3 protein-coding genes are annotated in these 23,121 nt (G+C 49.6%); all 3 read left to right on the top strand.

Annotation, left to right across the window (positions count from 1 at the left end):
* The first annotated feature begins 11 nt into the window (after positions 1–11).
* The 3 genes from ACO6VG_RS02050 (at position 12) to ACO6VG_RS02040 (ending at position 23,120) form a co-directional block, all read left to right on the top strand.
* Positions 12–7,625 carry an AAA family ATPase gene (locus tag ACO6VG_RS02050; protein WP_422472447.1) on the top strand — a complete coding sequence of 2,538 codons (7,614 nt, stop codon included), beginning with the start codon at positions 12–14 and terminating at the stop codon, positions 7,623–7,625.
* A 154-nt stretch (positions 7,626–7,779) separates the two neighbouring features.
* Positions 7,780–15,342, top strand: coding sequence for an AAA family ATPase (locus ACO6VG_RS02045; RefSeq protein ID WP_422472445.1), 7,563 nt, complete (start codon positions 7,780–7,782; stop codon positions 15,340–15,342).
* Between the two features lie 161 nt (positions 15,343–15,503).
* Positions 15,504–23,120 (top strand): AAA family ATPase, encoded by a 7,617-nt coding sequence (locus ACO6VG_RS02040; protein WP_422138938.1) that lies wholly within the window; start codon positions 15,504–15,506, stop codon positions 23,118–23,120.
* The last annotated feature ends 1 nt before the right edge of the window (position 23,121 follow it).

Here is a 23,121-nt window from a genome sequence, read left to right as displayed (position 1 = left end):
GGAGATTGACTATGGATGGTCAAATTGCCGGAGGTACCAAAAAACGCCTTCCTGATCGCAGCCTGCATAATAATGCGGTGGCAGCCAAAATGGCGAAGCTGGAGATATCGTCAAAGGAAAAGCAGGATGTAGAAATCTGCTCTGAAGTAAGGTCCAGACTAAAGAGATCGCCCTCTTCGGAGACCTTGCCTGACAAAGTGAGAACCCTCTCCGCAATGCATTCCTCGCTCCAAAAGACGACTCATTCCTTCGATTTTCGTTTTGTCGAAAGTGATGACGAGGTTCGCCAACTTTTGGTTGCCAGGACCTGTGATGAACATCAGGATGTTACTGTTATTTCCCACCCCGACGACCTCTCACAGGCTAACCTGGTGAGCCGGTTGAGCATTTCTGAAGAGGGTCGCCACACTCTGAGTTCAGGCAAGCTGTTTGAAGGTTCACAGCCATTGACTCTGGTAATTGATATTCGAAAGCTTACCAGTGAAGAGCTGCCAAAATTTAACGATCTGCTGGACCCGGATAACCCTTGTCTGTACGACAAAGTCAGCCAGGAGAAGCGCTCTCTGGGCCAGCATGTCTCTCTATTGGTTCTGGCAGCCCCTGCACAGCTGGCATCGGTTGGCAGGCGTGATGATGCGCCTGCGGGCGGCGCACCCGGTGCTGATTTCTGGCGACGAATTAATCGACCGGAAAATACCTGGCAGTTCAACACACAGACTGGCCACGACCCATCAGTGGAGATCGACAAGGTACCTCCGTTATTGGCTGAACTCCCCTCTGCCGAAAGTGTTATGGACGACGACAATAGTGTTTTAATTGACTGCCATTTGCACAGCAACTGGCGACAGTTGTTGCTGGGCGGCCCCGGGGTGGATAAACAGGGGCGAATCCAGCATCTTCCCGGCAAGCTTGAGCTATTGAAGGCCGGACAACGGGTGATACTGAAGGGGGCCGACTGGGAAGATCTTGCCTTTGAACAGACCCTTCGACAGGTGCTGGCGCAACAGTGTTTTGAGAGCAATGGCAAGATCTGTCAGTTACCGGACAATGTTCAGTTTTATCAGATGCCTGTAGGGAAGTACGAGCTTCATTCACTGTTGCAAAGTTTGTCCCACTCTCATAACAAACAGGGTGACAAAAGACTTGATAAAGAGCAGGCACCAGCAACCCCTATACTCCTTAACGAGAGTAATATTGTTCAATGGCTGAACCCAATTGCCATCGCCCCGGAAGGCTTCGCAGTTCCTAATACCTGCCTGTTGGAACAGGTTCGTGTCGGTGGTGTCGTCACCGTAACGTCTCCTCTTACTGAGGCAGACTGGTTTTGTTTGCTGGGCTCACTGCAGACGATTCAGAAGACAACCGGCCTGGAGCCCCGGCTTCAGGTGGCTCATGCAAAAGGACAACCAAAAGCCCTGGGTTTGACAGAAAACGATAAATACCCTCTGCCCAAACCACCGGAAAAAGTCAGAAATCGCGCTGCCTTTGATACCGTGACTTATCAACGATCTGCCCAGGCAAATCATTGGATCAATGGTCTCCCGCAAGCCCCCCTGGTCATTCAGGTCAATGAACAGACCAGTTTCAGCCAGCTATTTGATAATATCCATATCACCTCAGAACAAAAGGCCCGTTTTGGACAAGGTCGGAGTGCGTTGCAGGAGGCATTAACCGCTGGCAAGCCGGTGGTATTGCGGGGGCTGGAGACTAATCCAACGCTTCAGCAGCTCCTGGAACCCTTGATTATTGGACAACCTCTGTTGGTGAATGGCCAATTACAGGCCTATCCAAAAGCTCATGTCACCCTGCTCTGGCCTGCGTCTGCAAAAAGCACGTCGTCAATAGTTAATCTGATGATCGCCAAAGGTAGCCCGTGTCTTGAGGTCGATCTTTGGGATATCAATGTCGTCAGGCATGGTATCCCACGGACTGAACTGCCAGAACAGGCGCTTTATAAACTTTACGAAGCGTTTAAAACCGTACCTGCCCGGCTTTGTAACCCACTGCCGTCAATAACTGAAGGGTTGTTAAACAATCTGATACTGGCTGCCCGGCAAGCACAGCAGGTTGACCAGTCCCTGCAACTCCTGCCCTGCCACTGGCGAAAGGCTATCAATAGCGTCATCACCCATGGCACCCGACAGAACCCGACTGTGCGTGATTTTATGAAAGTGGCTTGTTGGCAATTGTTACCGGATAAGAATCAGGCCGCCACGGTAGACCCGGATCAGTTAACGGCCATCATCAACGGTTCCCGGCGGTTGGATAGAAGGTTTGTGAGGCAAAACCTCTGGCCGCTGACCCGGGCCCTTGATCCGGCAGTCTTGACGGATAACCCGTTTGAAGGATTACAACTGTCCTATGAAAGTCCACTGCCCGGGTGGGCTCAAAAAGAAGTTCTGGACAAGGTCTGCGCCCTGATCGTGGCCCATGGGCCTGAGGAACAACGACAGGCCATGGCGTATCAGTTGAAAGTCGATCCGGAGGCAGCGAAACTTTATCCACCCTTAACCATCAGGCCATCAAGACAGATTAAACGTTTGCAGGATGCACTGGCTTCTGGCTGGCAGTTAAACTTGCCATCGGGGCAGACCCGGTCCGATGCTATTCATGCGCTGGCCAACGATTGTTTCTACATCGTCAGGACAGCCAATTCTGAAGCAGAAGGCATTGAACGCATAAAACATCGACTGTTTGAATCAATGGCATGGCAAGGTTCCACTGATATGCCCTTGTCAACTCTGGCCCGGGATCTTTATCACGGCGAGATAAGTCAGAAGGATCGTGAAAGTCGTCGATTATCCCGACTCCATGACCGGCTTACCGACTCTCCCGTTATCTTTCTGCAGGGAGAAACCGGCACCGGGAAAAGTTACTTTTCTGCCAGAATGGCCAAGACTTCAGGGCAGGCTTGGGTGCTGTCTCTTGGACCTTCTGACAGCGAACAGACCCTGATGAAACGCTGGCAGTGGCGACAACATGCCGATGGCGACCGCTCTATGATGCAGCAAAACCGGGCACTGATGGAATGGGCCAAGACCGAATCCGACAAAGGCGGAGGCTGTGTTGGAGGAGAGTACATAACCCTGGTGCTGGATGAAGCCAATCTGGCCAAAGCCGGATTACTGGCATCATTAAACGGCTTATGGGAACCGCAACCCTGCATCTATGTGAATGGTCATCCTGTCAAGGTCAGCGAAAAACACCGGGTGATTCTCACCGGCAACCCCGATCATTACGCCGGGCGCCAAATGGACCCGGCCCTGAAAGAGAAACTGCCCAGGGCTTACTACCCTCGCCTGGATCAGGCATTCCTTAGGGACAGGGTGGTGGAACCGGCTCTGGCCAATCATTTACAAGAGCATCTGACGGAGCAGCAAATAAACGACATTGCACACAGTGCCAGCAACAGTGTGATGGCACTCTGGCAATATTATCAGGAGCTGCTGCCAGAGCATGAGTTTACTCCCAGGGATTTAACAGACATCTGCAGTTGGGTGGGCTGGTATCTGGATCGAGCTCAGCCCGCTCACGGCAGTGTGACCTGTGGGCAAATAAACAGTTTGATACAGCAAAGTTTTCGGGATGTACTGGGCCCTGAAATCACCGAAACGCATCAGGATGCCCTGTCAGCACTGGAAATCTGGTTTGCTGCTCGTTACCAACCGGAGAACACCCTGAGCGACAGAGTTCATAACAAGACCCTGTCAGATTTTCAGCAGACCTTCAGAACAGTCAGCGAAAAAATCCGACCAGACTTTGATACCTCCGGATCGGCAGTCCGTGAACTGGCGCAACGGCTTGGGCAGGATTTAAGCCGCTGTCAGCAGGCTTATCATCACGACAGAAAACACGGCGGCCGTCAGGCAACACTGATTGAAGGACCGGCTGGACGGGGCAAGGATGCCACGCTGAACCTGGTGATTGAAAGTGTCAGACAGCAGGCCGAACAACGGCAAGAATTGATGCCGGAAGTCTTTTACCTGAACGCCTGTGATTGTTCCTGGGAGAAACTTTGTGAAAAGATCCAGAAGGCAAAAGTCGATGGCGGCATAGTGGTGATTTCAGAAATGAATCTGATTGACAGCCAGTATCTGGAAGGTGAGTTAAACGACATTCTGGCCGGTGACGCCCATCCGGGTTTCCACCTGTTTGCTACCATCAACCCGCCTGAGTACAGCGGGCGAAAACCCTTATCACCGGCGCTGAAAGGGCGTTTTCGACATCTGCCCATCCGGCAGTACAATCCGACAGAATTACAGACCATTGCCGAAAAAGTGTTGCCAGTGTCCTCAGAAGGGACATTCGTCGCTAAAAAACTAACAGAAAAACATTGTCTTCTAAGGGCTCACCTGAAACGCACAAAACGACCGTTGCAACCGACCAGCCTTGATTTACAGAATGTTGCCAGGGCTATCACCAGAGGAGGCGATTTTAGCGAAAAAGCCGTTCTTCAATGCCTCAATCAGCACTACCGGCTTTATCTGATGGCCGCCAACCTATCGCTGGAGAAACTGCCCGGGCCTTCGGCTCCTGTCATGGGGAAGAATGAATTTAATTCCAGACTTTGCCAATGGTTCAATGGGACGGTATCGGACATTGATCGTCCGTGGTTGATTCGAAACAGTGATCTCAGCAGTGTTGATGAAAAAAACCATGAAATTCGTATCAAGACCCGTCTGACTGAAGAGGAAACCAAAACGGAACTCATCAGGACGGTGGCCCAGACCAGATGGCAGGCATCCGGTCTTTCCCTGAAGCCGGATCGGTCGGACGATATTCTCAGACAGGCTCTCTACAGACACTGGCAGCAACGCTGGTTCGCTGATGATTTTAGCCTTACCGAAGTGGACGCTAATAGCGTATTTCCCCTGACCAAAGAACAGGCACAAATACTGAAAATGCCGGCTTGCCAGCCTTATCTTCAGGAGGCTGATAAGCAGATACAGGTATGGAAGGCCCATGACGTTCAATGCTGGCCCGCATTTTGGCAGCAGATCAGTGATCTGTCGAACCATTGGGCAAAGGTTTTTATCAACCAAGCATCAGCTATTAGCGGTGACAGCGCTCCTGAACCCTATGATCCGGAAGTTGAGGAGAAAGAAGCACCGGCATTGGATCGAAGAACGAACTATGAGGATCAGGAGATACCGAAGATTGAACTTTGTGAAGTTTTTGATTCGCAGCATCCCCCTGAAATGTATCGCTGGCAGGCAATAGATATTCGTATCACTGCCAGAGGTGAAATCAAAAAGATCAATCTTAATGGTAAATACCTTCTGGGGGTCGAAACCCTCACACCTAAACGGTTGCCAGAGAATGACCAGAAAGTCACATTAACCGGAGATCAAACGCTGGCGACCCTTCGGGTATCGCCAAAGAATGGTCAATGTCCATTGCCCAGCCTGACGGCCAGTGACTCTATCGTGGCCCTGTGTATAGAACCTAATTTGCCATTTAAACTGATCAGGGACCACTATACCGGGCTTCATACACTGTTTATTCCTCTAGCCGCTGCCGACCAGAGTTTTCAATGTACTTATGTCGTAGAACCCGGAAAGCCGGGCAAAAAAACGGCTGCTAGAGAAGCCTTTTTTGACGTCCAGTGTTCAGAAGGCATGAGGTCCGTACTGAAGGAAATATTTGGAAACATCGGCGAACAACCAGCCAAAGTACAGGCACCGTTGCAGAAAATAATAGACGCTAAAAACATCAGGCAACGAATTAGCGCAATCACGGAATACTGCCAACAGTTCTGCGGTGCAGCTAAACCAGAAGAGAGTGAAAATTTCTTTCGATTTCTGGTAACAAACCGGCAAGGTAGCTGTCGTCATCGTGTGCCTGTTTTTGTTGCTTTTTGTCGCTATTTCGAGATTCCCAGTCGGCAAATTGAGAGCCTCAAGCACGTCTTTGCTGAGTATTCCGTAGATGGAGGCCAAACCTGGGAGTCTTCGGATTTGGGCGGGGCGCCGGTGAAGGTAACAAAAACTACACCTTTCTACCAGGCTGCCGGGAAGGCCGGGAAAGCCAGGAAGGCCGAAAAGGTCAGAAAGGCTGGTGATTTCAGCACTGAATTAAAAAACCTGAACGATGCTGACTTAGCACAACAGCAAGCTCTGACTAAAGCTTTTGGTATGAGCCCTGAGGAACTGAACAAAGCCCTTGAGACAAACAGCGCATTACCCAATCCAAGTACTTCCGAAGTTGTACAAAATCTTTGGAGGGAAAAAAATTTAGCCGGTTTTTCTATGGGTGTCTCAATATTAATAGAGACAAAAGAACTGAGCGCTTCAGAAAAGAAATTGATCGGTAATGTGCCCAACCAATATGGGAAGCCCCATAATCCGATGTCGTCGGCAGTAAGACAAATATTGTTAGACAATGATGCAGATCAGGTCATTGAACAACTCAGGTCATTGCACTCAAAAATGGTAGTTGAGGAAGAAGTAAGCCCTCTGCGGTGGTTGGGTTCAATGAATAAAATACTGCTGTACAGTGACTTAACCAACCCTTCGATTAGACACTTTGCCAATAAAGCCCTGCAATTGGGTTGGCTAGATCCACTGTCGTTCTACAAAGAAAAAACTATCAGAGCCGATGAACACCATCGTCTGTTGGAGAGACTTGAAGACGTCGATGAACTGAAGGTTGCAGCCACAGATTGCCTGAAAAAATGGTATCAGACCCTGTTGCACAGGGGAAAAAACAGCAAGCAATGGTGTCATTTTTATAGCGACCATCAAGAGAATAATCTCGATGCCTTGTTTATTACTCACTGTCATGATGGTTTTTCAAAATCCCTTGAAAATAAAATCGCCCACCGAGCTCTAAACAGCTGCTGGACCGACCAGCCCGGGGGCATTCCGAATATAGAACGAATGCTGGTGCATCAACCTGCTTTTGAGCAGTTGATCTCGGGCAGGGCGAACCACCGTCCGGTAATTATCGTGGGAGGCAATTTTTGGTGCAACACAGTGATTGATGAAAAGGCCGAAGTCCTGCTCCAACGAAAAGTTGAGAGCAATCCGGAATTGAAGACATTATCGGAAAAGGTCAAAAAATATAAGGCGATAGAACTGGAACGCACCAGAGCTCTGGCCGACTTGTATGAAGAAAGAGAAAACGCCCAAAAACTCAGTTTTTCTTGTTGGCAATATCAAAATAAATTAAAAGAAATCGTGAAAAAACAGCTTGAAATCGATAGCAGCTACCGACGCATTCTGGAGACCCTTGGGGTATCAAATAAAGAGAAGTCCCTTCTGAGAGGTATAGAACTCGAATACTCAGAAGCGATTCGTCAGGCCTTCATTCATTACCTGTATGGAGTGACACACTCAAAAGGCAGCTCTTTGACCTATTGCTGGGTCGACGCTTCCTTAGGGAATTCATGCTACAAAAACTCCTATGGTGCTCATGAGCCATCCTCACCACAAGAGCTGTATGACATGACGTGTCATATTAACAGCTCTTTATCGTTTCAGAGTTCTGTAGAGGATACCTACTTAAAGCAGGCACAAAACGCCAGTAACGCTCTGGTGATCAAATCCTGTGACTTGACCAAAATTGCCAACGAGTTTTTGCACACTGTGAATTTAAATTCGCTGTATGAGTCATTGGATACCTGATAAGTACTTAACCATTTGGCCGTGATGAGTTTTTTGAGATCGGTGATTTCCTCCAATAGTCAGGGCTGTCTCTTTAAATGGAACTTTCGTTCATTTCTAAAGTCTAAACATTAAACACTTTCAATTTAATCCTTCAGATGTCAGGAGGCGGACTATGGATGGTCGTATTTGTGGTAAGAAAATAAAGGCGCCCGTTCACGATACTGCCACGCCTGCCAAAAGAGCAAAGCTGGATTTACCGCTAAGTATTGCCAAGGTCACCAGTGTAACTGCCAGACTCGATAAATTGTCAATTCCGGGTGTGATGTCTGCTAAACCGAGAAGGGTATCCTCAACGGACTCATCGCTTCAAAAGATCTCTAATGCCTTTGATTTTCGTTTTGTCGCCAGCGATGACGAGGTTCGACAGCTTTTGGTTGCTACTGACGGTGATGAACATCGTGATGTTGCCCTTATTTCCCATCCCGATGACCTTTTACAGGCTAACCTGGTGAGCCGGTTGAGTATTTCCGAAGAGGGTCGCCACACTCTGGGTTCAGGCAAGCTGTTCGAAGGTTCACAGCCATTGACTCTGGTGATGGATATTCGAAAGCTCACCAGCGAAGAGCTGCCCAAATTTAACGATCTGCTGGACCCGGATACCCCCTGTCTGTACGACAAAGTCAGCCAGAAGAAGCGCCCTCTGGGCCAGCATGTTTCTCTATTGGTTCTGGCAGACCCTGCACAGCTGGCATCAATTGGCCATAGTGGCAATGCCCCCGGTGCTGATTTCTGGCGACGAATTAACCGACCGGAAAATACCTGGCAGTTCAACCCACAGACTGGCCATGACCCATCGATGGAGACCGACAAGTTACCTCCGTTATTGGCTGAACTCCCCTCTGCCGAAAGTGCTATGGACGACGACAACACCGTTGTTATTGAATGTCACTTGCACAACAACTGGCGACAGTTGCTGCTGGGCGGCCCCGGAGTGGATAAACAGGGGCGAATCCAGCACCTCCCCGGCAGGCTTGAGACATTGAGGGCCGGACAACGGGTGATTCTGAAAGGGGCCGACTGGGAAGATCTGGCCTTTGAACAGACCATGCGACAGATGCTGGCGCAAAAATGTTTTGAGAGCAATGGCAAGGTCTGTCAGTTACCCGACGATGTTCAGTTTTATCAGATGCCGTTGGGGAATAACGAGCTTCATTCACTGTTTCAAAGCCAATCCCGCTCTTGTTACAAAGAAGGTGATAAAGGAGTTGATAAAGATCAGACACCAGGAAACCCGATTATTATTAACCAGGGTAATATCGCCCAGTGGCTGAACCCGATTGCCATTGCTCCGGAAGGCTTCGCAGTTCCTAATACCTGCCTGTTAGAACAAGTTCGTGCCGGTGGTGCCGTCACCGTAACGTCTCCTCTCACTGAGGCAGATTGGTTCTGTTTGCTGGGCTCACTGCAGACTATTCAGAAGACAACCGGTCTGGAGCCCCGGCTTCAGGTGGCTCATGCAAAAGGACAACCAAAAGCCCTGGGTTTGACAGAAAACGATAAATACCCTCTGCCCAAACCACCGGAAAAAGTCAGAAATCCTGGTGCCTTTGATACAGTGACATATCAGCAAGATGCTCAGGCAAATTATTGGATCAATGGTCTCCCGCAAGCACCTCTGGTCATTCAGGTCAATGAACAGACCAGTTTCAGCCAGCTATTTGATAATATCCATATCACCTCAGAACAAAAGGCCCGTTTTGGACAAGGTCGGAGTGCGTTGCAGGAGGAATTAACCGCTGGCAAGCCGGTGGTATTGCGGGGGCTGGAGACTAATCCAACGCTTCAGCAGCTCCTGGAACCCTTGATTATTGGACAACCTCTGTTGGTGAATGGCCAATTACAGGCCTATCCAAAAGCTCATGTCACCCTGCTCTGGCCTGCGTCTGCAAAAAGCACGTCGTCAATAGTTAATCTGATGATCGCCAAAGGTAGCCCGTGTCTTGAGGTCGATCTTTGGGGTATCAATGTCGTCAGGCATGGTATCCCACGGACTGAACTGCCAGAACAGGCGCTTTATAAACTTTACGAAGCGTTTAAAACCGTACCTGTTCACCTTTGTAACCCACTGCCAGAAATAACTGAAGAGTTGTTGAACAATCTGATACTGGCTGCCCGGCGAGCACAAGAGGTTGACCAGTCCTTGCAACTCCTGCCCTGCCACTGGCGAAAGGCTATCAATAGCGTCATTACCCATGGCACCCGACAGAACCCGACTGTGCGTGATTTTATGAAAGTGGCTTGTTGGCACTTGTTACCGGATAAGAATCAGACCGCCACGGTAGACCCGGATCAGTTAACGGCCATCATCAAAGGTTCCCGGCGGTTGGATAGAAGATTTGTGAAGCAGAACCTCTGGCGGCTGACCCGGGCCTTTGATCCGGCAGTCTTGATGGAGAACTCGTTTGAAGGATTACAACTGTCCTATGAAAGTCCACTGCCCGGGTGGGCTCAAAAAGAAGTTCTGGACAAGGTCTGCGCCCTGATCGTGGCCCATGGGCCTGAAGAACATCGACAGGCAATGGCTTATCAGTTGGCGGTGGACCCGCAGGCAGCGAAACACTGTCTACCCTTAGCCATCAGGCCATCAAGACAGATTAAACGCTTGCAGGATGCGCTGGCTTCTGGCTGGCAGTTACACTTGCCATCGGGGCAGACCCGGTCCGATGCCATTCAGGCGCTGGCCAGCGATTGTTTTTACATGGCCAGAACGGCGAATTCTGAGGCAGAAGGCATTGATCGTATAGTACTTCGGCTGTCTGAATCATTGAAATGGACGGTCTCCACTGATATGCCTTTGTCAGCGCTGGCCAGGGATCTTTATCACGGCGAGATAGATCAGAAAGATCGTGAAAGCCGACGATTATCCCGGCTCCATGAACGGCTTACGGACTCTCCTGTTATCTTCCTGCAGGGAAAAACCGGCACCGGGAAAAGTTACTTTTCTGCCAAAATGGCCAGGGCTTCAGGACAAGCTTCAGTCATTTCCCTTGGACCTTCCGACAGTGAACAGACCTTGATGAAACGCTGGCAGTGGCGACAACAGGCCGATGGCGACCGCTCTATGGTGCAGCAAAACCGGGCGTTGATGGAATGGGCCAATACCAAATCCGACAAAGACGGAGAGTACATTACCCTGGTTCTGGATGAAGCCAACCTGGCCCAGACCGGAATACTGGCATCATTGAACGGCTTATGGGAACCGCAACCCTGCATCTATGTGAATGGTCATCCTGTCAAGGTCAGCAAAAAACACCGGGTGATTCTCACCGGCAACCCGGATCATTATGCCGGGCGTCAAATGGACCCGGTCCTGAAAGAGAAACTGCCCAGGGCTTACTACCCCCGGTTAGACCAGGCATTCCTTCGGGACGGAGTGGTGGAACCCGCTCTGGTAAAGCATCTACAACGGCATCTGCTGGAGCAGCAAATAAACGACATTGCACACAGTGCCAGCAAAAGTGTGATGACGCTCTGGCAATATTATCAGGAACTCTTGCCCGACCATGAGTTTACCCCCAGGGATTTAACAGACATCTGCAGCTGGGTGGGCTGGTATCTGGATCGTGCTCAGCCCGCTCGCGGCAGTGTGACCTGTGGGCAAATAAACGGTTTGATACAGCAAAGTTTTCGGGATGTACTGGGCCCTGAAATCACCGAAACGCATCAGGATGCCCTGTCGGCACTGGAAATCTGGTTTGCTGCCCGCTACGAACCGGAGAACACCCTGAGCGACAGAGTTCATAACAAAACCCTGGAGGAAATGCAGCAGACCTTCAGTACAGTCAGCGAAAAAATCCGACCAGACTTTGATACCTCCGGATCGGCAGTCCGTGAACTGGCGCAACGACTTGGACAGGATTTAAGCCGCTGTCAGCAGGCTTATCATCACGAAAGAAAACACGGCGGTCGTCAGGCGACACTGATTGAAGGTCCGGCGGGGCGGGGCAAGGATGCCACGCTGAACCTGGTGATTGAAAGCGTCAGACAGCAGGCTGAGCAACGGCAAGAATCCATGCCGGAAGTCTATTACCTGAATGCCTGTGATTGTTCCTGGGACGAACTGTGCGAAAAGATCCAGACGGCAAAAATAAAAGGCGGCATCGTGGTGATTTCGGAAATGAATCTGATCGACAGCCAGCACCTGGAAGGTGAATTGAACGATATTCTGGCCGGTGACGCCGATCCGGGTTTCCACCTGTTTGCCACCATCAACCCGCCTGAGTACAGCGGGCGTAAACCCTTATCACCGGCGCTGAAAGGGCGTTTTCGACATTTACCCATCCGGCACTACAACGCGGCAGAATTACAGACCATTGCCGAAAAGGTGTTGCCAGAGTCCCCGGAATGGATATCAGTCGCTAAAAAGCTAACAGAAAAACATTGTCGTTTAAGGGCTTGCCTGCAACAGAGAAAACTGCGATTGCAGCCGACCAGTCTTGATCTTCAGAATGTCGCCAGGGCTGTTTTCAAAGGAGGCGACTTTACCGATAAAGCACTTCATCAATACCTCACTCAGCACTACCAGCTTTTCCTCATGGCCGCCAATCTATCGCTGGAGAATCTGCCCGGGTCATCAGCTCTTGCCGTGGAGAAAAGTGAATTTAATTCCGGACTTTGCCAATGGTTAAATCGGACAGTATCGGACATTGATCGTCCGTGGTTGATACGAAGCAGTCATCTCAGCGGTGTTGATGAAAAAAAACATGAAATTCGTATCAAGACTCGTCCAGCTAAAGAGGAAACCAAAAGGGAACTCATCAGGATGGTGGCCCAGACCAGATGGCAGGCATTCGGTCTTTCCCTGAATCCGGATCAGTCGGACGATATTTTCACACAGGCACATTACAGACACTGGCAGCAATGCTGGTTCGCTGGTGTGTTTGACCTTACGGACGTGGACGCTAATAGCGTATTTCCCCTGACCAAAGAGCAGGCACAAACACTGAAAAGGCCTGCTTTCCAGCCTTATCTTCAGGAGGCTGATAAGCAGATACAGGCATGGAAGGCCAATGACGTTCAATGCTGGCCCGTATTTTGGCATCAGATCAGTGATCTGCCGAACCGCTGGGTAAACGACTTTATTAACACAGCATCAGCTATTGGCAGTGACGACGCTCCTGAACCCTACGACCCGGAAGTCGAGGAACAAAAAGCTCCGGCTTTGGACCGAGAAACGAACTATGAGGATGAGGAAACGCAAAAGGTTGAACTTTATAAAGTTTTTGATTCGCAGCATCTCCCTGAGATGTATCGCTGGCAGGCATGGGATATTCGTGTCACTGCCAGGGGTGATATCAAAAAGATCAATCTTGATAGTAAACACCTTCTGGGGATCGAAACCCTGACATCTGACCAGTTGCCAGGGAATGACCAGGAAGTGATATTAACCAGAAATCAAACGCTGGCGACCCTTGAGATATCACCAAAGAACGGTCAATGTCTATTGCCCAGCCTGACGGCCAGTGACACTATCATGGCCCTGCATATAGAACCCTGTTTGCCATTTAAACTGATCAGGGACGACTATACCGGGCTGCATACACTGTTTATTCCTCTGGCCGCAGTCGGCCAGAGTTTTCAATGTACTTATGTCGTAGAACCCACAAAGCCGGGCAAAAAAACGGCTGCTAAAGAAGCCCTTTTTGACGTCCAGTGTTCAGAAGGCATGAGGTCCGTAATGAAGGAACTGTTTGATAACATCAACGAACAACCCGCCGAAATACAGGCACCGTTGCACAAAATAATAAACGCTAAAGACGTCAGGCAACGAATTAGCGCAATCACGGAATACTGCGAACAGTTCTCCGGTGGCGCTGCACCAGAAGAGCATGAAAATTTCTTTCAATACCTGGTAACACAGCGGCAAGGTAGCTGTCGTCATCGTGTACCTGTTTTTGTAGCTTTCTGTCGTTATTTCGGGATTCCCTGTCGGGAAATTAGTAGCCGCATCCACAGCTTTGCCGAGTATTCCGTGGATGGAGGCCAAACCTGGGGGGCAGTGGATTTGGGCGGGGCGCCCATGGACATAATAGAAATTACACCTGACCAGCAGTCTTCCGGGGAGGTCGTAACGTTTAGCACTGATTCAAAGATCGGGGATCTGATTAAGAATCTCCTGAAAGATGCTGACTCAGCACAACAGCAAGCTCTGGCTGAAGCCTGTTATAAGAGCTTCGAGGAACTGCAAAAAGTCCTTGAGACAAACAGTACATTCCTCGATACATATCTAAGTACTGGCGGATTGGTAGAAAATCTTTGGAAGCAAAGAGATTTAGTCGCTTTTTCTATGGGTGTCTCGATCTTGATATCTATGGGTGTCTCGATCTCGATCTCGATCTCGATCTTCTCGACCTTGATAGAGACAAAAGCATTGCGCCCTTCAGAGGAGCAATTGGTCGGTGATGAGTTCGACCACTATGGGAATCCCCTTGATCGGATGTCGGATGCAGTAATAAAGATATTGATGGGCCATGATGCAGATCAGGTCATTGAACAACTCAAGTCATTGCACTCAAAAATGATTGTTGAGGGCGGAGCAAGTCCCCTGCAGTGGTTGGCTTCAATGAATAAAATACTGCGATGCAGTGACTTAACCATCCCTTCGGTTATTCACTTTGCCAAAGCAGCCATGCAATTGGGTTGGCTAGATCCACTGTCGTTCTACAAAGAAAAGATTATCAGGGCCGATCAACACCATTATCTGTTGGAGTCACTTGAAAAAGTCGATGAACTGAAGGTTGCAGCCACAGATTGCCTGAAAAAATGGTATCAGACCCTGTTGCACAGGGAAAAAAATAGCAAGATATGGTGTGATTTTTATAGCCACGAAAAGAATGAACGCGGTGCCTGGTTCATTACTCACTGTCATGATGGTTTTTCAAAATCCCTTGAAAATAATATCCCCGAGCGATCTTTACAGATCCGCTGGACCGACCAACCCGGGGGCATTCCGAATGTAGAACGACTGCTGTTGCGCCAACCTGCGTTTGAGCAGTCGATCTCGGGCAGGGTGAACCACCGTCCGGTATTTATCATGGGAAATATTTTATGGCACAACACAGTGATTAATGAAAAGGTCGAAGCTCTGTTGCAACAAAAAGCTGAGAACAATCCGGAATTGAAGACATTATCGGGAAAAGCCAAAAAATATCAGGCGATAGAACTGGAACTCAACAGAGCGCTGGCCGACTTGGGTAGTAAGCGAGGTCAAATTGAATTAGAAGAATTCAAGAAAAAACAGCTTGAAATCAAAAGCAGCTACCAACAGATTCTGGAGCCCTTTAAGCTATCAATTAAGGAGCAGATCCTTCTGGAGAAATCAGAAAAAAAATGCAAAGAGGCGATTTATCAGGCCCTCAGTCATTACCTGTATGGAGTGACACACTCAAATGGCGGCTCTTTGGCGTATTGCTGGATCGAGGCTTTCTTAGGGTGTTCCTACCATACAGACTCCTATGGCGCTCATGATCCATCTTCACCAGAAGAGCTGTGTTGTATGTTGTCTTCAATCCAAAGTAATTCTCTGTTAATTCAGTCTCTTAAGGATGACTACCTACGACTTGCACAAAACGCCAATAACGCTCTGGTGCTCAAACCCACTGAGTTGACAAAAATTGCCGACGAGTTTTTGAACACTGTGAATTTAAATTCGCTGTTTGAGTCATTGGATACCTGATAACCAACTGGTTAGGTACTTAACCAGTTGGCCATGATGAGCTTTTTGAGATCGGTGATTTCCTCCAATAGTCAGGACTATCGGAACTTTTTTCCAACCCTAAGGTCAAATTACTGATGACTTTCAATATCAGTTTTTTAATGACAGCAAGGAGATGGACTATGGATGGTCAGATTGGTAAAGGTACAACAAAACGCGCTCTTGATCTTAGCCTGCCTGATGATGGCGTAGCAGCCAAGATAGCAAAGCTGGATTTAGCGTCAAAGGAAAAGAAGGATGTAGGAATTTGCTCTGAAGTAAGGCCCAAACTGGAGAGATCACCGTCTTTGGAGAGGTTGCCTGCCAGAGCGAGAACTCTATCCTCAACGGACTCCTTCCTGCCAAAGCCCACTCATGCCTTCGATTTTCGTTTTGTCGCCAGTGATGATGAGGTTCGACAGCTTTTGCTTGACCAGACCCGCGATAAAAGCCGGGACGTCACCCTGATTTGCCATCCCAATGACCTCTCTGAGGCTAACCTGCTGAACCGATTGAGCATCTCCGCTGACGGTCGCCACCTTCTGCGTTCGGGCAAGCTCTTTGAAGGTTCGCAGCCATTGACCCTGGTGCTGGATATCCGAAAACTCAGCAGCGATGAACTCCCCGTATTTAACGATCTACTGGACCCGGATAACCCCTGTCTGTTCGACAAAGTCAGCCAGAAGAAACGCCCTCTGGGCGAGCATGTTGCCCTGCTGGTGCTGGCGGACCCTGCACAGTTGAAATCAATTGGCAGCTCAGACGAGGTGCCGGGAGCCGATTTCTGGCGGCGAATTAATCGCCCGGGCAATACCTGGCAGTTCGATGCTCAGAGCGACAATAAAACCGATAATAAAACCGATAATGTCCCATCGATGGCCATCAATAAGGTTCCTCCACTGTTGCCAGAATTGCCCAGTGCCGAAAGCGCCATGGACGACGACAATACCGTTTGTATTGAATGTCACTTGCACAGCCACTGGCGACAGTTGCTGTTGGGTGGTCCCGGAGTGGATCAGCAGGGGCGAATCCAGCATATCCCCGGCAGGCTTGAGTCATTGAGAGCCGGGCAACGGGTCATTCTGAAAGGTGCCAACTGGCAGGATCTGGCCTTTGAGCAAACGATTCGACAGATGCTGGCGCAACAGAGCTTTGAGAGCAATGGCAAGCTCTGTCGGTTACCCGACGATGTTCAGTTTTATCAAATGCCAGTGGCGGAGGATGAGCTTCATTCACTGTTTCAGACCCTGTCCCGCTCCAGTGACAAAGGGTTTGGTAAAGGGCAGGCACCACAAAACCCGATCATTATTAACCAGAGTAATATTGCCCAATGGCTGAGCCCGATTGCCATTGGTCCGGAAGGCTATGCAGTCCCCGACACCTGTCTGTTGGAACAGCTTCGGGCAGGAGGTGTGGTCACCGTAACCTCTCCTCTCTCTGAGGCACACTGGTTTCGTTTACTGGGTTCTCTGCAGACTATTGGCGAGACCACAGACCTGAAGCCCCGACTTCGGGTAGCTCATTCAAGACAACAGCCGAAAGCTCTGGGACTGACAGAAAACGATGCGTACTCTCTGGCCAATAAGCGTCACCTGCAGGAAAAAATCAAAGAGCAAACCGACATTAAAGCCTTCATTTATCAGCAACCTGCCTTTGCAAATTATCATGTCAATAATTTCTTGAGAGCACCTCTGGTCATTCAGGTCAATGAACAGACCAGCCTCGGCCAGCTATTTGATAATATCTATATCACCTCGGAACAAAAGGCACATTTCGGACGCAGTCAGAGTGACTTGCAAAAGGCATTGACCACTGGCAATCGGGTGGTCTTCCGGGGGCTGGAGAGCAATCCAACCCTTCAGCAGCTTCTGGAACCCCTGATTATCGGGCAACCTTTGCTGGTGAATGGCCAATTACAGGCCTATCCGAAAGCTGATGTGACAATACTCTGGCCTGAGTCTGTGAAAAGCCCATCCTCAGTATTTCGTTTGATGGTCGCCAAGAGTAAGCTGTACCCAGAGCCCGACCCCTGGGATATCAATGTCCTCAAGCATCATATCCGCCGGGAAAAACTGCCAGAGAAAGCCCTTCACTCACTTTACAAAGCGTTCAATACCGTACCTGGATACCTGTGCAAACCCCTGCCAAAAATGACCGCAGGGTTGTTGAGTAACCTGATACTGGCTGCCCAACGAGCAAAGCAGGTTGACCATTCCTCAGAGCTTTTACCCCGCCACTGGCGCAAGGCCATCAATAGCGTCATTACCCATGGTACCCGTCAGCATCCGGCGGTGCGTGATTTTATGAAAGTGGCTTGTTGGCACTTGTTACCGGATAAGGATCAGGCCGCCTCGGTAGACCCGGATCAGTTAGCGGCCATCCTCAATAGCGCCCCGCGACTGGATAGAAAGTTTGTCAGGCAGAACCTGTGGCCACTGGCCCGAGCCTTTGACCCGGCCGTGTTTAAAGATGCCGAATTGCAGCTGTCCTATAAAAGTCCGTTTCCAGAGCGGAGTGAAAAAGACTTTATGGACAGGCTCTGTGCCATGATCGCGGCCCATGGGCCTGAGGATAAACGAGAGGCCATAGCCTATCAGTTGGCAGTCGATCCGGCGGCAACAAAGCCCTGGCAATCCCTGGCGATCAGACCAACCAGACAGATTAAACGTTTGCAAGATGCTCTGGCTTGTGGCTGGCAGTTACTTTCGCAATCAGGGCAGACCCGATCCGATGCCATTCACGCTCTGGCCTCCGACTGTTTAGACATTGCCAGAGGAGAATATGTCACAGAGAATCACTCAGAACGCATTGAACGCATAGAAAATCGACTGTCTGATTCACTGCGATGGCCGGATTCTGGTGATAGGTCATTTGTCACAGAGAATCCTGACCCGAAACGCATTGAACAAATAGAAAATCGACTGTCTGATTCATTGCAATGGTCGGGTTCTGGTGATAGGCCATTGTCAGCAATGGCCCGGGATCTTTATCACGGCGAGATGGGGCAGGAGGATCGTGAAAACCGTCGATTATCCCGGCTCCATGACCGGCTTAAAGACTCTCCCGTTATATTCATTGAGGGAGAAACCGGCACCGGAAAAAGTTACTTTTCAGCGAAGATGGCAAAGGCTTCAGGACAGGCTTCGGTCATTTCCCTTGGACCTTCTGACAGCGAACAGACCCTGATGAAACGCTGGCAGTGGCAACAACAAGACGACGGCGACCGCTCTATGGTTCAGCAAAACCGGACATTGATGGAATGGGCCAATAGCGAATCCGACAAAGATGGAGAATACATCACCCTGGTGCTGGATGAAGCTAACCTGGCTGAAGCCGGATTGCTGGCATCATTAAACGGCTTATGGGAACCGCAACCTTGCATCTATGTGAATGGTCATCCTGTCAAGGTCAGCGAAAAACACCGGGTAATTCTCACTGGCAACCCCGATCATTATGCCGGGCGTCAGCTGGACCCGACCCTGAAGGAAAATCTGCCCAGGGCTTACTACCCACGCCTGGATCAGGCTTTCCTTCGGGACAGGGTGGTGGAACCGGCTTTGCTCAATCATTTACAACGCCATCAAATAAACGGTATTGCACATAAGGCCAGCAAGAGTGTGATGGCACTGTGGCAATATTATCAGGAGCTGTTGCCCGACCATGAGTTTACCCCCAGGGATTTAACCGATATCTGCAGCTGGGTGGGCTGGTATCTGGATCGTGCGTTGTCCAAAGGCGACAGTGTTAGCTGTGAGCAAGTGAACAGTTTGATCCAGCAAAGTTTCCGGGATGTACTGGGTGCCGAAATCAGCGAGACGCATCAGGATGCCCTTTCGGCACTGGAAATCTGGTTTGCTGCCCGTTACGAACTGGACAATAGCCTGCGCGACAAGGTTCATAACCACACCCTGCCAGATATTCAGCGGGACTTCGAAGCATTTACCAAAGAATTCCGACCTGAGTTTGATACCTCCGGATCGGCAGTCCGTGAACTTGCGCAACAGCTTGGGCAGGATTTAAGCCGCTGTCAGCAGGCTTATCATCACGACAGAAAACACGGCGGTCGTCAGGCAACGCTGATTGAAGGCCCGGCCGGACGGGGTAAAGATGCCACGCTGAATCTGCTGATCAAAAGTGTCAAACAGCGAGCTGAAGAACGGGGAGAAATCATGCCAGAGGTCTTTCCCCTGAATGCCTGTGATTGCTCCTGGGACACAGTGCGTGAAGCGATCCAGAAGGCAAAAGTCAATGGCGGCATCGTGGTGATTTCGGAAATGAATCTGATCGACAGCCAGCATCTGGAAGGTGAGTTAAACGGTATTCTGGCCGGTGACGCGCATCCGGGTTTCCATCTCTTCGCCACCATCAACCCACCTGTATACAGCGGTCGAAAACCCTTATCACCGGCGCTGAAAGGACGTTTCAGACATTTGCCGATCCGGCAGTACAACCCGACCGAATTGCAGACCATTGCCGAAAAAGTGTTGCCACAGAACACCCAGGGGAAATTCGCGGCTGAAAAGCTGACCCAGCTACATTGTCGCTTGAGGGCTGACCTGAAACAGAAAAACCTGCCGTTACAGCCCAGCAGCCGTGATTTACAAACTGTCGCCAAGGCTGTTACCAGAGCGGGCGATTTCAGCGACAACGGACTGCATCAATGCCTCAATCAGCACTATCGGCTTTACCTGATAGCCGCCAGTACATCGCTGGAGGAACTGCCAGAGTCATCAACGCTTGCCATGGATAAAGGAGTCTTCGATTCCGGACTTTGCGAATGGTTCAACAAAACAGTACCCAACATTGATCGTCCGTGGATGATACGACTCGGTCACCTCGACAGTATTGATGAAAAAAACCATGAAATTCGCATTAAGGTTCGTCCGAATAACGAGGAGGTCAAAGCGGAAATCATCAGAAGGGTGGCTCAGGCCAAGTGGCAGGCATACGGTCTTCCCCTGAAGCCGGATCAGTCGGACGATATGCTCATCCAGGCACTTTACCGACACTGGCAACAACGCTGGTTTGCTCATGAGTTTCGCGAGACGGGCGTGGCTGCTAATAGCGTCTTTCCCCTGACGGAAGAACAGGAACAAACGCTGAAAATGTCAGTTAACCAGCCTTATCTTCAGGAGGCTGATCAACGGATAGGGGCATGGAACTCAGACCCAGTCCAATTGTGGCCTGCGTTTTGGCACCAGGCAAGTGATCAGCCGAACGACAGTCTTGACGATTCTGAAAAAAACATCCTGAAAGCCCTCAGGAATAAGGATGCGATGTTGGACCGGATAACTAACTATAAGCATCTGGAGACGCCACAGCCTTATAACTATAAAGTTTTTGATGTCGAGTCCCCTGCGCCCGTGATGAATCGCTGGTGGGTAAAGGATATTAATGTGACCGCCCGGGGTGATGTCGAACGGCTCGATATCAATGATCAGGACATTGAGGGGTTTGAAACCCTGACACCGTCGCAACAACTGCCAGAGACATTAACCAGAGTTCAAACACTGGCGAAATTTAAAACGACATCGAAGAATGGGCAGTATCTATTGCCCAGCCTGACGCCTGACGAGTCTATCGTGGCCCTGCGTATACTACCCGAGATGGCATTTACCCTGATCAGGGGCCGATATACCGGACTTCACACGCTGTCTGTTCCAGAGGCCAAAGCCGATCAGTTTATTCACGTGACTTATGTCGTAGAGCCGAGAGCACCGGGCAAAAAAACACCGGCTGAAGCAGTCCGTGCAGGACGATCAACACGGCCTGACGTCTACTGTTCAAAGGGTATGAAAACGGTACTGAATGAATTGTTTAAGAACATTGCCGATCAGCCATCCGAAATTCGGGAGGGCTTGAAGACAATAAAAAAAGCTAAAAACACAAAGCAACGTATTAAGGCGATCACGGACTATTGCACACAGTTTTCCGGCGAGACTCAGCCAGATAGCGGTGAAAATTTCTTTAAATTCCTGGTCACACAGCGACAAGGTAGCTGTCGTCATCGTGTGCCTGTTTTCGTTGCTTTTTGTCGTTATTTCGGGATTCCATGTCGGCAAATCACCAACCCTGCCCATTGCTTTGCTGAGTATTCCGTGGATGACGGTCAAACCTGGAAATCGGCGAATTTAGGCGGTCCAGTTGTAGGGTCAAGAGAAATCAACTGTGACTCCCGGCCCATCTGGAAGTTGAGGAATTCCAATCATGTGTCAGCGAAGATTAAGGATCTCCTGAAAAGGGCTGATTTTGCACAACAGCAAGCTCTGGCTGAAGCTTCCGGCATGAGCCTCGGGGAACTGAACAAAGCCCTTGCTTCAGAAAGTGCGTGGTCTGCAACGAATCCGGGTCCTTCCAGTATTCTGAAGAACCTCTGGGAGAGAAAAGATTTAGCCGGTTTTTCCATGGCTGTCTCGGTGATCGAGTCTCTGAAGACAGATGCATTGGCCTGGGGCAAGAATGAATTTAAAGCAATATCGGAGGCAGCCAGACATATACTGTCCAACAGTGATGAAGATCAGGTCACTGAGCTTCTCAAGTCACTCCGTTCAAAAATAATGGGTCAGGCCGGAGCAAGCCCTCATCAGTGGTTGAATTTAATAACGGACATACTGGTAGACATAGACTTAGCCAAACCTTCGCTGATTCACTTTGCCTATGAAGCCATGGAATCAGGTTGGCTTGAACCACTGCCGGTCAATGTGAAACATCCTGCACTGACCACGAAACTTCATCTGTTATTGTTGCTCCTGGAAAACGTAGACGAGCTGAAAGTTAAAGCCGCCCATTGCCTGAAAAACTGGTATCAGACATTTTATTCCAGGGAAAAAAATAGCCAGGCATGGCAGTTGTTTTATAAGCGCTTCCAAGAGAATAAAGATGATACCCGCGCCTTCATCACTGATAGTTATGATGGGTTTTCGTTATCCCTTGAAAAAAGTATTGTCGACTCATCTTTACAGGAGGCCTGGACGGACCAACCCAATGGCATTCCCAATATAGAACGAATGCTGACGCATAATCCTGCATTTGTACAGTTAATCTCGGGTAAGGCAAACTGCCGCCCGGTGATTATCCTGGGGCAACCTTGCTGGTTTACCACAGTGATTGATGAAAAGGCTAAAGCCTTGCTTTATCAGGAAGTTGAGAACAGTCCGGTATTGAAGCCGTTAATGGAAAAAATCGATCAATATCTGATAAACGAAAAAGAAAAACGCCACTATCTTGGGCAAGAATTAGACGAGATCTTTGCACAGTTAATAGGAATGAGTGTTCGCAGCAACATTACAAACATGGACGAATTACTGCTTCAAGTTAAGGAAACACCAATTGCTACGCAAAACAAATACGAAGCCGAGCCCTCTAAGTTATCACCTGAGGAGCAAACACTTGTGGATAACTTAAAAAGCAAGTACTCCCGGGCGCTTCGTCAGGCCTTCAGTCATTATCTGTTTGGATTGACACACTCGAAAGGCGGCTCCTTAACGTATTGTTGGTGCGATTCTGCCGCCCTGGCCAAGATCTCGGTTAGCGGTTCCCATGGCGCTCATGATCCCTCCTCTCCGGAAGAGCTGAATGCCATAATGGAAGAATTGGATCCCTCTCTGACTCGGGAAAGTCTCAATGATGACTACTTACGACAGGCACAGGACGCCAGTAACGCTCTGGTGCTGAGATCCGCTGAGCTGACAGCAATGGCCGATGAGTTTTTAAACAGTGTGAACCTGAACTCGCTTTATGAGTCATTGGACACCTGGTAAC

This window comes from Endozoicomonas sp. ALB032 (genome assembly GCF_049310125.1).
Classification (GTDB): domain Bacteria; phylum Pseudomonadota; class Gammaproteobacteria; order Pseudomonadales; family Endozoicomonadaceae; genus Endozoicomonas_A.
The sequence above is the reverse complement of the archived record's forward strand: the minus strand, read 5'-3'. Positions and strand labels throughout refer to the sequence as shown.